Source organism: Burkholderia sp. LFS061 (assembly GCF_047978125.1).
Taxonomy (GTDB): domain Bacteria; phylum Pseudomonadota; class Gammaproteobacteria; order Burkholderiales; family Burkholderiaceae; genus Burkholderia; species Burkholderia pyrrocinia_C.
In genome coordinates, this window is the sequence record NZ_JBFPFS010000020.1 from 77,118 (window position 1) to 90,019 (window position 12,902).

The window sequence follows — 12,902 nt, forward strand, 5'->3', positions numbered from 1 at the left end:
CAGCGGCGAACCGGCCAGGGCTTACAGCAGGAAGCCGATCGCGCTGAGCGCTTCGGTCGAGTCGATCAGGCGCACGATCTTCTCGGCGATCCGCATCTCGCCTTCGACATCGACGTGCAGCTTGTGCGTGAGGTCGGCCGCGAACAGCGTCGCGACGCCGCGCTTGTACGCGACGACGACCTGCGCGGATTTCAGCTCGACGGTGTCGGCGCCGCCGCTCTCCAGCGTGAAGCGCGACACGGTGCGCACCGTGCGCGCGGCGTCGGTCGCCGACGCCGAGTAACCGGACACCATCCGCTGCACGCGCTTCTCGCGCATGTCCTGGTCGTCGAACACGTAGTTCAGCGTCGCCGCGAAATCGGTCGCGTCGGGATCGATCGGCACCACGTAGTGGCCGGCCGGATCCCACAGGTCGAGCCACGCGCGATAGTCGCGGCGATCGAGCATCTCGGCTTCGCGCCACACGAATTCGACCGCGCGGGCGAAGGTCTGCTGCGAGAAAAGGGCGTTGCGGTCGTCCATCATTGCTGCTCCATCATCTTGCGCCATTGCTGGTAGGCCTCGCGCATGCCGGTCTCGTCGGTCGCATGGGCGGTCTTTTCGCCGTTCGCGGCGGTCGTCTCGCGGTTCAGCCCGCGGTTCACGAGGATCGGCACGTCGGGGCCCGCATGCGCGCCGCGTTGCACGCGCTCCCACGCTTCCGCGTCGTCGGGGCTGCCGAAGCCGAACGGGCCCTGGAAGTGCTCGTGGATGCGCAGCCGCTCGCGGTTCGCTTCGTCGGGGCCGCCGTCCATCGCGAGCGCGACGTGGCGGATCTCGGTTTCGTTCGCGGAGATCGGCCGCAGCACGCGGAAGAACGCCATCGAAAGCGCGAGGTTCGGGAACAGGTTCAGGTTGAAGCCGACGCCCATCAGCGAACGCACGATGCGGCGCACTTCGTCCGGCGCGTGGCGCTCGGCGAGCTTCGCCGCGAGCGGCGCGAAGCGCTCGGGCAGCGGCGCGCCGTCGTCCTCGTCGAGATCGATCAGCTCGGGCATCAACACCGCGAGGCTGTGGCCGTTGCCGAGCCCGCGGCAGAACGCATCCTCGCTCGTCATGAAGCTCGTGATCGCCGCGGCAGTCTCGTCGTCGATCGACTTCATCCACGACTTGTGCACGACCGGGAAGTGATAGAGGTCGGTCGTGTTCTCGAGCTGGATCTTCCAGTTGCCCTTGAACTTGAACTTGTGCTCGCCGTTCGCCTTGATCGGGTAGCCGGCGCCCTGCTTCATGAACAGGTCGATCCACGGCTTCGCGCCGCCGAGGAAATCCTCGAGCGGTTCGATGTCGTCGTTGAAGCTCGCGAAGATCAGCCCCTGGTACACGCCGACACGCAGCTTCACGAGCGGCAGGTCGCCTTTCTCGCACACGCCTTCGTAGCCGTCGCCATACGGCAGCGCGCGCAGCGTGCCGTCGAGCGCGTACGACCAGCTGTGATACGGGCACGTGAAGCCCTTCGCGTTGCCCTTGTGCGATTCGCACACGGTCGCGCCGCGATGGCGGCAGCGGTTCTGCAGCACGTTGATCTCGCCGGTCTTGTCGCGCACGACGATCACCGGCTGGCGGCCGATCGTCGTCGTGACGAAGTCGCCGAGCTGCGGCAGTTCGCTCTCGTGCGCAACCCAGATCCAGGTGCGGTAGAAGATGCGGTCGAGCTCGGCTTCGAACAGCGCGGGATCGTGATACATCGCGGGCGCGATGCGGTCGGGCTGCGCGAGGCCGTGCAACGCGCGGGTGTCGATCGTCTGGTAGGGAATGTCGCTCATCGTTGTCGTGGGGAAAGAGTCGCGAAATCGGGCCGCGCGGGGCGCGGGTTCGAATGCCCAGTCTCGTCTTCCGCTATATATCCGTCAAATTGATCTAAAATTGTCGAGTCAATAAATACGGCAAATGATGGAGGCTACGATGACGTCGGTCGATCATCTCGATCTGAACCTGTTGCGTGTGTTCCAGGCGATCGTCGAGGAACGCAGCCTGACGAAGGCCGGCGAGCGGCTCGCGCTGTCGCAGCCGGCCGTCAGCTATTCGCTCGGCCGGCTGCGCACGCTGTTCGACGATCCGCTGTTCGTGCGCACGCGTTCGGGCATGCAGCCGACGCCCGTCGCGCTCGAACTCGCGGGCATCGTCGGCAAGGCGCTCGACATGGTGCGCGCGGCGCTGCGCTACGCGGAGCGCTTCGATCCGGCCACCAGCACGCGCACGTTCCGGCTGTCGCTGTCGGACGCGGGCGAGATGGCGTACCTGCCGGCGATCTGCCAGGCGCTGCGCGAGCGCGCGCCGCGCGCGACGCTGAGCGTGCAGCCGATGCCGGTGGAGGAGATCGAGGAAGCGCTGCGCGCGAGCCGGCTGGATTTCGCGATCGGCAACCTGCCGGAACTGATGCCGCGCACGCGCCATCAGGTGCTGTTCGAGGAAACCTACGTGTGCATGACGGGCCGCCGGCGCGGGTTGCCGGCCGGCACCGCGCTGAGTCTGGAACAGTTCGTGAGTGCCGCGCACGTCAACGTGAAATCGGTCGAGCACAGCCACCACGCGCTCGACGACGCATTGCGCGCGCAGGGCGTGGGCCGCAACATCGCGCTCGAAGTGCCGCACTTCGTCGCGCTGCCGAGCGTGCTGTCTGTTACGGATCTTTATGCGACGCTGCCGAAGCGGCTCGCACAGATCCTGAACCGCGACAACGCGTTTCGGCTTTACGAGCTGCCCGTGACGCTGCCGCCCGCGCCGGTGACGATGCACTGGCACGAGCACTTCCATGAGGACGAAGGCAACGCGTGGATGCGCGCGCTGCTGGCCGAGATCGTCGAGCGTTTCGACGACGCGTGACGGCCGGGCCGCCTGCGGCGGGTGCCGCGTGCGCGCGTCAGAGATCGAGAACCAGCACCGCCGAGCGCGCGCGCGACACGCAGCAGCAGATCACCGTGTTGCTCGCGCGTTCGGCCTTGCTGAGGCAGTGGTCGCGATGATCGGGCTCGCCGTCGATGACGGGCACCATGCAGGTGCCGCACACGCCTTCGCCGCATGACGTGTCGACCTCGATACCGATCCGCGCGAGCGCGTCGACGATCGACGTGTCCGGTGTGACGCGCACCGATTGCCCGCTGCGCTGAAGGCGCACTTCGAAGCCGTCGGCCGGGCCGGTGCTCGCGTTGGCATCGGCATTCGCATCGGCGGTTGCGGCGGCTGCCGCGAAGCGTTCGAGATGAATCGAATCCTCGGGAATGCGCGTCGCAGCTGCCGCGACGACCGCATCCATGAACGGCCCCGGGCCGCACGTGTACACATGCGCACGCACATCGATCGATTCGACGCAGCGGCGGAGTTCGGTCGCGAGCGCATCGGGCTCGACGCCGTAGTGGAACGTCACGTGCGATGCGAACGGCTCGGCCAACAGTTCGTCGACGAATGCCGCGTGCTCGCGGCTGCGCGCGAAGTAATGCAGCCGGTAGCGCGCGCCGCGCTTGTGCAGCGCATACGCCATCGACAGCAGCGGCGTGATGCCGATGCCGGCCGCGATCAGCACGTGTTCGCTCGCGTCGTCCGTCAGACGAAACAGGTTGCGCGGCGCGCCGATCGTCAGCTCTGCGCCAACCGTCACGTCGTCGTGCAGCGAACGCGAGCCGCCGCGCGACTGCGCTTCCTTTTTCACCGCGAACAGGTAGCTGCCGCGCTCGTCGGGGTTGCCGCACAGCGAGTATTGCCGCGTGATGCCGGACGGCGCGGTGACGTCGATATGGGCGCCCGGTTCGTACGCGTCGAACGGCTGGCCGTCGACGCGCGAAATCCGGAAACAGCGGATGTCCTGCGCCGCGTCGATCAGCGCGTCGATCCGGACCTGGTGGCGGTTCGCTTGCATGAAAAATTCCGTGGGGTAAAAGGAAGGCGGCGCGGCAGATACCGTGCCGTCATGCGATCGAGAATAGGGATGGGCGTCGCATAAATCAAATCGATTAAAAAGCGATGCCGGAATCAGTGGGGTAAATAATTGCTGGTTGCTGGTTGCTGGTTGCTGGTTGCTGGTTGCTGGTTGCTGGTTGCTGGTTGCCAGCCGCCAGCCGCCAGCCGCCGATTTCCGGTTGTGGTCAGCGATCAGCGGTCGGAGATCAGCGTCGGCGATCAACGATCAGCGCGCAGCGATCGCTTCACCGGCAACGGCCGCCTGCGGCGCCTCCGCCAATGCATGACCGCGTTCGCGATCGAGGCTGCGGCGATAGTGCCGGCACCCGGCGGCGAGCAGCAGCGCGGCGAGCGTGGCCGCCGCGACGTTGACGATCGACATCGAATGGCCGACCGCCGCCGGCGCGCCGAACACGCGATCGGTGAACAGCGCGACGACGGTCGTGCCGATCCCGAGCGCGATCAGGTTCGACACGAGCAGGAACAGCGCGGAGATCTGCGCGCGCATCTGGTTCGGCGCGAGCGTCTGCATCGCGGCGGTCGACGTCGGCATCGGGAACGATGCGAAGAACATCGCGACGACGAGCATCGCGAGCGATGACGGCAGGTGATCGAGCTGCGTGAACAGCGTCGCGGGGATCACCATGCACGCGGCGCCGATCGCGCCGGCGCGCATCGGCGCATCGCCGCGGCCGCGGCGCAGCAGCCAGTCGTTGAGCCAGCCGCCGCAGAACACGCCGGCCGTGTTCGCGACCAGCAGCACGATGCCGAGCGTGTAGCCGGCTTCGACGGCCGTCATCCCGAAGCGGCGGATATAGAACGCGGGCGTCCAGCTCAGCAGGCAGTACAGCGTCATCGCGTAGAACGAGAAGCCGAGGTAGTGGCACGTGAAGGTCGCGCGGTGCGTGCCGACGAAGCGCAGCGAATCGCGCATCGACACGCGCCGCACGGCGCCCGAGCGATCCTGCGCGAGCCCCTTGCGCTGCGGGTCGCGCACGGTCGCGGCGAACAGCAGCGCGACGAGGAGCCCCGGCAGCCCGACGATCAGGAACGTGACCTGCCACGCATGCACCTGCCCGACGACCGGCAGCGTGAACGCGCTCGCATGCTTGAGCAGTGCGATCACGTAGCCGCCGATCAGGAACGCGACGCCGCCGCCGATGAACGAGCCGAGCGAATACACGGCGATCGCGCGCCCGAGCTTCTCCTTCGGGAAGTAGTCGGCGAGCATCGAATACGCGCCGGGCGACAGCGCGGCCTCGCCGACGCCGACGCCCATCCGCGCGATGAACATCTGCACGAAATGCTGGCTGAGCCCGCACGCGGCGGTCGCGACGCTCCACAGCGCGATGCCGATCGAGATGATCCGCGGGCGCGCGTAGCGGTCGGCGAGATACGCGACGGGCAGCCCCATCACCGCATAGAACAGCGAGAACGCGAAGCCGTTCAGCAGGCTGAACTGCGTATCGGAAAGGTGCAGGTCGCGCTTGATCGGTTCGATCATCAGCACGAGGACCTGACGGTCGACGAACGAAAAGACGTACGCGAGCATGCAGATGACGACGACATACCATTCGTACGTATAGCGCTTGCCGTCGGCAGCGCGGGCCGTGAATGCGGACATGCGGATTCTCCAGGAGCGGGCGGTGGAAATGCGCGGCAGCGGCCTTGCGGGCCGGGCGCCGTCGCGGCGCGAAAGCGTGCGGGTGACACGATCGGAGACGCAGCGTAGTCGGCCAAATTCGGCCGCCATAGCCGGAGTGACAGCCGCGCCACACGGGCATCTACCGACCCGGATAAAGAAAACACCAGGGCCGTGCGCGCGGGCCGCCGCGCAGCGCATGTTCGGCGGGGCGCGCGCGCATCATGCGGCGCATCTATAAGCGATATAGATCGCATTGCGTCGACGTCCGAAATTGTCGTTCCTAGACTCGGCCCGTTTTTCATTGGCAGCGTTGGTCGCTTGCGGCGAACGCGCTTCACACCACGCGGCGCGATGTCGACAGGCGCCGGCATTTCTACGGAACGACGAACATGAACCATCCGAACGGGCGGGCCGACCGGCTTGCCGTATCGCTTGCGGCGCTGCTCGCCTGCATCGCGCTTCCTGCGTTCGCGCAATCGAGCGTGACGCTCTACGGCCGCATCGACACCGCGATCGAATACGCGAACGCCGGACCGAACCACGTGACGCGCATGGGCAGCGGCAACCTGTTCGCGACGCAGTGGGGGCTGAAGGGCGTCGAGAATCTCGGCGGTGGCTACGCGACGATCTTCAAGCTCGAGGACGGCTTCAACGCGGCGAGCGGCGCGCTGTCGAACAGCAGCGCGCTGTTCGGCCGCGAAGCGTGGGTCGGCATCACGGGGCCGTTCGGCGGCGTGCAGTTCGGCGAGCTCTACACGATCGTGCACACGACGCTCGTCACATACAGCCTGCCCGGCCTCGGTGCGGGGCTCGCATGGGGCAACGCGACGAACAACTTCGTCGGGCCCGCGTTCCTGCGCGTGCGCAACTCGATGCGCTATACGTCGCCGCGCTATGCGGGCTTCATGCTGCGCGCGATGGCCGCGCGCGGCACCAACGGCGCGGCCGGCCAGCCGGCGACGCTGGGCGATACCTACGGCGCGGGCCTCAACTACGCGCGCGGCGGTTTGTCGGTGGATGTCGACTACATGCAGCAGAAGTTCAGCCCGGTTGCCGCGTCCACGCTCGGCGACACGAGCCCGGCCGCGAACGGCAACTACACGGTCGGTGCGATTTCGTACGACTTCAACGTCGTGAAGGTCGCCGCGCTGTACCTGCGGCATCGCGGCGGGCCCGACGTCGCGACCGCGATCGACAGCCAGAGCGCGTATCCGCACAGCGACATCATGGAACTGAGCGCGACGGTGCCGATCGGGCGCGGGTCGCTGCTGCTGAGCGTCGGCCATTACCGGAAGGTCGCGGACAGCGAAGGCAACGCCGATTCGTACGGCATCCGCTTCGACTATCCGCTGTCGAAGCGCACGGTGCTGTACACGGGCGCCGCGATGGTGCGCAACGGTGCGCATGCGCGCTTCGTCGTCAACGGCGCGGCGGGCGGCGGCGTCGCGGTCGCCAAGCCGGGCGCGACCGCCAGTTCGATCGTCGCGGGCATCCTCACGTCGTTCTGATCGCTCCGGCCACGCCGGCCGGCCCGCGCCGGCGTGTGTCGTCATGCGCAGGCCGGCGGCTGCGGCGCGAGCCATGCGTCGAACGGCGCCTGCTGGCCGATCTTGAACAGTTCGAGCAGCAACGCGCGCAGCCAGCGATGGCCGGGGTCCGCATCGAAGCGCCGGTGCCAGTACGCGTTGACGGGCCATTCGCAGGCGCCGGCGATTTCGTACAGCACGCACGGCTGCCGCGCCGCGAACGTGATCGCGATCGTCTCGGGCAGGATCAGCGCGTAATCGCCGTCCTGCAGCAGCGCGGGTACCACCATGAAATCGGGCAGCGCCGCGCGTACGCGCGGCATCAGCCCGTGCCGTTCGAGCAAATGCATCGACTGCGGATGCGACGTGACCGCGACGAAGCGCAGCGCGTCGGGCGCTGTGCCGTCGAGCACGAAATCGTCGGGCAGAACGACGCGCTGCGCGGTGCGGCGCGGCATCAGCAGCACGCAGCGCTCGTGCAGCAGCGCGGCGCGCTGGAAGTGGCTCGACGCGTCGGCGAAATGACCGAGCGCGAAATCGATGCGCCCCGATTCGAGCGCGACGTTGAGCTGGCATTCGTCGACGTGCAGCGTCTCGATCACGGCGCCCGGCGCACGCCGGTCGAATTCTGCGAGCAGCGTCGGCAGGAACGCGCTCGCCGCGAAATCGCTCATGTGCAGGCGAAACACGCGCTGCGTGCTGTCGGGCGCGAAGCGCGAGCCTTCGTCGAGCACGTCCTGCAGGATCGCAAGCGCCTTGTCGACCGATAGCGCGAGCCGTTGCGCGCGCGGCGTCGGCTCGACGCCGGTGCCGGTACGCACGAACAGCGCGTCGCGGAACATCAGCCGCAGCCGGCCGAGCGCGTAGCTGACGGACGGCTGCGTGACGCCGAGCCGCAGCGCCGCGCGGCCGACGTGCCGCTCCTCGTAGACCGCGCGAAACGTCTTCAGCAGGTTGAGATCGAGATCCTGCACGCGCAGGCCGTCGGGCGCGTCGCCGTCGTGCGGCACGGGGTCGGCGCGAGCCGGGGCTGCGGGGCGGCCGGTTGCGGGATGCATCATCGTGGTTTCCTCGCGGTGACGGAAGGCGCATGGCCGTAACGTCGCGCATACGCCTTTGCGAAATGGCCGAAGCCATGGATGCCGTGCGCGATCAGCACGTCGGTCACGCTGCGCGCGTCGCCGCGTTGCAGCGCCGCGTGCACGGCGGCGAGCCGGCGCTCCCGCACGTACGCGGCCGGCGTGGTGTGCAGGAACGCGCGGAACGCGTGCTGCAGCGTGCGCGGTGCGACGCCGGCGACGGCCGCCAGCGCGGCGAGCGCGAGCGGTTCGCCGAGATGCGCGTCGACGTGGTCGCACGCGCGGCGCACATGCGCGGGCAGCGGCGGCGTGCCGCGGGCGAGCGTGTCGCTGTACGAGTGCGGCAGGTGCGTGAGCAGCAGCGACATCAGCCACGCGGTGAGATCGGCGCCGAAGGTTGTCGCGGCCGTACCGATGCCCGGTTGCGCGCCGAGCCGGCACAGGTATTCGAACGTCGGCAGCACGAGCGCGGCGCCCGCGCCGGTGCCGCCGGCCGCGAGTTCGAACTGCAGCGGGCGCGTCAGCGTCGCGTGCAGCATGTCCTGCAGCTTGCGTTCGAGCGCGCCGCGTTCGAGCCGCAGCACGAGGTTGCGGCAATCGGGGCTCGTGCTCAGGCGGCTCGCGAGCGCGGGCGACGACACGGTCAGCTCGCCTGGGCCGGCGCGCGCGACGACGCTGCCGGCCTGCAGCTCGCAGGCACCGGCGAGCGTCAGCCTGAACAGGAAGTGATCGGCGTCGCCGCCGAAGTCGATGCGCGTTTCGCGGCCGTAGCAGAGTTCGAGCAGCGCGCCGTGATGCAGCGGCACTTCGTACAACTCCGCGCGAAACGGATCGCGGCCGCGCGCGGCCATCCGGTGCGGCCCGAGCCGGTGCGCGACCGCGCGTTCGACTTCGTCGGGCGCCTGCAGCGTGCCGAGCCGGTTCGGCGCATGGCGGGAAAGGGCAATGTCCATTCATGGACCTCGTATCGGATGCGTTGGCGCGGCTTCATGTGCAGCGCCGCGATTGCGTTGCGCGAACCGGCGCGTCGTTGCGCGTTTTGAAGCGACGCGGCGGGGGCGGCCGCGTAGTCTCGGAAACACTCGATCAACCGGAGACGACAATGAAGGTATGTGTACTGGGCGGCGGCCACGGCTGCCATGCGGCGGCCATCGACCTGTTCGAGAAGGGGCACGACGTGACGTGGTGGCGGCGCGACCGAGAACCGCACGCGCGGCTGCGCGAACTCGGCACGTTGAACGTGACCGACTATCGCGGCAAGCGGTACGTGCCGCTCGGTGATGCGCCAGGCGCGATCCGCCTGACCGACGATCTCGAAGCCGCGCTGCGGGGCGCACGGCTCGTCGTGGTGCCGCTGCCGGCCACGTCGCACGATGCGCTCGCCGCGCGGGTCGCGCCGTTGCTGGAGGACGGCCAGGTCGTGTTTATGCCGCCCGGCACGTTCGGCAGCTTCGTGTTCGCGCGTGCGGCGGCCGATGCCGGCAACCGTTCGCGGGTCGCGTTCGCCGAGACGGGCACGTTGCCGTACCTGGTGCGCAAGCACGGCGACAACGATGTCGTGATCAGCGCGTATGCGACGCGGCTGCCGACCGGCGTGTTCCCCGCGAATGCGGCCGGCTGGGCGTTCGACGTGCTGCGCGCGGGCTATCCGTCGGTCGAGCCGGTCGAGGATGCGTTGTCCGGCGCGCTGATGAACGCGGGGCCCGTAATCCATCCGCCGCTGATCCTGATGAACGCCGGGCCGCTCGAACACTTCGACGCATGGGACATCCACAACGAAGGCACGCAGCCGGCGATCCGTCGCGTGACGAATGCGCTCGACGCCGAACGTATCGCGGTGCGCGAAGCGCTCGGCTACCGCGCGCCGCATTTCCCGCTCGCGGACCACTACGCGGCCGAAGGCGACGAATGGATGTACGGGCGCGGCGCGCACGGGAAGCTGACCGATAGCGGCGACTGGCGCGAGAAGATCGATCTGCGCACGCATCGCTACATGCTCGAGGACACCCGGCTCGGGTTGTCCTTCATCGTATCGTGCGGAAGCTGGGCCGGCGTGCCGACGCCCGTCGCGCAGGGGCTGCTGAGCATCGCGAGCGCGGTCGCGGTGGGCGATCTGTATGCGGAAGGGCGCACGCTCGAGCGGCTCGGGCTCGCGGCGTTGTCGACCGACGCGATGCGTGTGCTGCTCGACGCGGGGTACGCGGCATGAGCGCGGCAGCCGATGTGACGCGCATGCATGTGCTCGGCGCGGGACGCATGGGGCAGGGGATCGCGCTCGTGTTCGCGTACGCGGGCCTCGACGTGACACTGGTCGACTTCAAGCCGCGCGATGCGGCCGGATGGCGCGCATTCGAGAATCGCACGCACGACGAGATCGCGCGGCCGCTGCACGCGCAGGTCGCGCTTGGCCGCATCGATGCCGTGCAAGCCGACGCCGTCGTCGCGCGCATCGCGCTCGTTGCGCGGGACGGCGCGGCGGATGCCGTGCGCCGCGCGGATATCGTGTTCGAGGCGCTGCCCGAAGTGCTCGACGCGAAGGCCGACGCGCTGCGCTGGCTCGGCGAGCATGTCGATGCGCGCGCAACGATCGCGTCGACGACGTCGACGTTCGTCGTCACCGAGTTGCAGCGCCATGTCGCGCATCCGGCACGGATGCTGAACGCGCACTGGCTGAACCCCGCGCTGCTGATGCCGCTCGTCGAGATCAGCCGCAGCGATGCAACCGATCAGTTGGTGGTCGACCGGCTCGCCGCGCTGCTCGAACGCGTCGGCAAGAAGCCGGTGATCTGCGGGCCGGCGCCCGGCTATATCGTGCCGCGTATCCAGGCGCTCGCGATGAACGAGGCCGCGCGGATGGTCGAGGAAGGCGTCGCGAGCGCGCAGGACATCGACACGGCGATTCGCACCGGCTTCGGCCCGCGTTTCGCGGTGCTCGGGTTGCTCGAATTCATCGACTGGGGCGGCTGCGACATCCTGTATTACGCGTCGAAGTACCTGGCCGGCGAGATCGGCCCGCGCTTCGCGCCGGCCGCGAGCGTCGTGCGCAACATGGAGGCCGGACGCGACGGCGTGCGTACGGGGGCCGGGTTCCACGACTATGCGAACGTGGATGTGCCCGCGTACATGCGGCAGAGGCTCGGCGAATTCGCACGGCTGCTCGACCACCTCGGGCTCGCGCCGGCATTCGACGGTGCGCGTCGGGAGGGCGGCAAATAGGCGGCGCGTCGGGGTGGTAAGCGCGAGCGGTGGCACGTGCCGGGAACGGCCGTGCCGGCCGCCACCGTGTTTACCGCCCGCCGGTGCGGGTCGGCCCGCTTGCGCGGATCGAAGCATCATGGTCACGCCGTGTCGGTAGAGGCGGCAACGGGAGCGGCCCTCACGATCCGCGTTTCGCGCATGACGCACAGCGTCGCGACGGTGACGAGGCCGAGCGCGACGAGGAACAGCGACACCGGCCACGACGCGTGATAGCGCGCGAGCAGCGCGGTTGCGATCAGCGGCGACATCCCGCCTGCGAAGATCGATGCGACCTCGTGCCCGAGCGCGACGCCCGAGTAGCGCACCTCGGTGCTGAACAGTTCGCCGACGAGCGCGGGCAGCGTGCCGATCATCGCGCCGTGGCTGACGGCCGTACCGACCGTCAGCGCCAACCATACGAGCGGCGTCGCACGCGTGTCGAGCAGCCAGAAGAACGGAAACGCGCACGCGACGAGGCTCAGCGCGCCGATCAGGTACACGGGCTTGCGGCCGATCCGGTCGGACAGCCGGCCCCATGCGAGCATCGCGCCCATCTCGACGATCATCGCGATCATCACGCCGGTCAGCATCACGCCGTTCGGAATGCCGACGTATTTGCCGTAGACGAGCGAGAACGCGAGGAAGATGTACGCGCCGCCGTTCTCGGCCACGCGCAGCCCCATCGCGAGCAGGATTTCCTTCGGGTGGCGGCGGATGCATTCGACGATCGGCAGATGCGTGCGCGCGCCGCGCTTGCCGGCCTGCTCGAAGTCGCGGCTTTCCGGCAGATGGCGGCGGATATAGATGCCGATCGCGAAGATGGCGATGCTCGCGAGGAACGGCAGCCGCCAGCCCCACGTGCGGAACGCGTCATCGGGCAGCGCCTGCGCGGCGAGAAACGCGGCCGACGACAGCACGAAGCCGCCGCCCACGCCGAGCTGGCTCCACGCCGCGTAATAACCGCGCTGCTCGGGCGGCGCGTTCTCGCTGATCATCAGCACGCCGCCGCCCCATTCGCCGCCGGACGCGATGCCTTGCAGCAGTCGCAGCACGACGAGCGCCGCGGGCGCCCACAGGCCGACCTGCGCGTAGGTCGGCAACAGGCCGATCGCGAAGGTCGACGCGCCCATGATCAGCAGCGTCCAGACGAGCGATGCCTTGCGCCCGTAACGATCGCCGACGTGGCCGAACACGATCCCGCCGAGCGGCCGCGCGACGAAACCCAGCGCGAACGCCGCGAACGCGGCGAGGCTGCCCGCGAGCGGCGACGCGCCGGGCGGGAAGAACACGTGGCCGAACACGAGCGCCGCGGCCGTGCCGTACACGAAAAAGTCATACCATTCCATCGCGTTGCCGGCGACGGAGGCAATGACGATCCGGCGAAGCTGCCGGTCGGCGAGCGGCCGGGCGGCGCTCGGGGACTGCACGGTGTCGGTCGGGTACATGGCGGACTCTGAAGGGGGAGGCGGGCGCGTGCCG

General features: G+C 68.8%; 11 protein-coding genes. 4 read left to right on the forward strand and 7 right to left on the reverse strand.

Translation table 11 applies throughout. From position 1 onward, the window contains the following. Positions 1–21 precede the first annotated feature (21 nt). Positions 22–525, reverse strand: a complete 504-nt coding sequence (locus tag ACNQQL_RS19130) for an aromatic-ring-hydroxylating dioxygenase subunit beta (protein ID WP_347065095.1) — start codon at positions 523–525, stop codon at positions 22–24. Further along, positions 522–1,805 carry an aromatic ring-hydroxylating oxygenase subunit alpha gene (locus ACNQQL_RS19135; protein ID WP_174420711.1) on the reverse strand — a complete coding sequence of 428 codons (1,284 nt, stop codon included), beginning with the start codon at positions 1,803–1,805 and terminating at the stop codon, positions 522–524. The genes ACNQQL_RS19130 and ACNQQL_RS19135 overlap by 4 nt, the downstream gene beginning before the upstream one ends. A 139-nt stretch (positions 1,806–1,944) precedes the next feature. Here ACNQQL_RS19135 and ACNQQL_RS19140 point away from each other — a divergent pair, with 139 nt between their 5' ends. Continuing rightward, a complete protein-coding gene (locus tag ACNQQL_RS19140) occupies positions 1,945–2,865 on the forward strand; it encodes a LysR family transcriptional regulator (protein ID WP_347065096.1) in 921 nt (306 codons plus the stop codon). Positions 2,866–2,902: 37 nt separating this feature from the next. Here the strand turns inward: ACNQQL_RS19140 and ACNQQL_RS19145 are convergent, their stop codons facing one another. After that, on the reverse strand, positions 2,903–3,895 hold the full coding sequence (locus tag ACNQQL_RS19145) for a PDR/VanB family oxidoreductase (protein WP_347065097.1): 993 nt from the start codon (positions 3,893–3,895) through the stop codon (positions 2,903–2,905). A gap of 267 nt (positions 3,896–4,162) precedes the next feature. Then, entirely contained in the window at positions 4,163–5,560 is a 1,398-nt protein-coding gene (locus ACNQQL_RS19150) for an MFS transporter (protein WP_347065098.1), read from the reverse strand. A 410-nt stretch (positions 5,561–5,970) separates the two neighbouring features. Between ACNQQL_RS19150 and ACNQQL_RS19155 the strand changes: the two genes are divergently transcribed. Continuing rightward, entirely contained in the window at positions 5,971–7,089 is a 1,119-nt protein-coding gene (locus tag ACNQQL_RS19155) for a porin (RefSeq protein WP_347065099.1), read from the forward strand. Positions 7,090–7,130: 41 nt separating this feature from the next. On the opposite strand, the gene ACNQQL_RS19160 is transcribed toward ACNQQL_RS19155, so the two are convergent. After that, positions 7,131–8,168: a LysR family transcriptional regulator gene (locus tag ACNQQL_RS19160; RefSeq protein WP_347065100.1), complete on the reverse strand. Its 1,038-nt coding sequence runs from the start codon at positions 8,166–8,168 to the stop codon at positions 7,131–7,133. Further along, positions 8,165–9,139 carry an AraC family transcriptional regulator gene (locus ACNQQL_RS19165; protein ID WP_263343818.1) on the reverse strand — a complete coding sequence of 325 codons (975 nt, stop codon included), beginning with the start codon at positions 9,137–9,139 and terminating at the stop codon, positions 8,165–8,167. Before ACNQQL_RS19165 ends, ACNQQL_RS19160 begins: the two co-directional genes overlap by 4 nt. A 149-nt stretch (positions 9,140–9,288) precedes the next feature. Here ACNQQL_RS19165 and ACNQQL_RS19170 point away from each other — a divergent pair, with 149 nt between their 5' ends. Both ACNQQL_RS19170 and ACNQQL_RS19175 read left to right on the forward strand, forming a co-directional pair. Then, the gene (locus ACNQQL_RS19170) at positions 9,289–10,395 is read left to right on the forward strand and encodes an NAD/NADP-dependent octopine/nopaline dehydrogenase family protein (RefSeq protein WP_347065101.1); all 1,107 of its coding nucleotides are present in this window, start codon (positions 9,289–9,291) and stop codon (positions 10,393–10,395) included. Continuing rightward, a complete protein-coding gene (locus ACNQQL_RS19175; protein ID WP_347065102.1) occupies positions 10,392–11,402 on the forward strand; it encodes a 3-hydroxybutyryl-CoA dehydrogenase in 1,011 nt (336 codons plus the stop codon). The genes ACNQQL_RS19170 and ACNQQL_RS19175 overlap by 4 nt, the downstream gene beginning before the upstream one ends. A 122-nt stretch (positions 11,403–11,524) precedes the next feature. Here the strand turns inward: ACNQQL_RS19175 and ACNQQL_RS19180 are convergent, their stop codons facing one another. Further along, a complete protein-coding gene (locus ACNQQL_RS19180) occupies positions 11,525–12,868 on the reverse strand; it encodes an MFS transporter (protein ID WP_347065103.1) in 1,344 nt (447 codons plus the stop codon). Between the last annotated feature and the right edge of the window lie 34 nt (positions 12,869–12,902).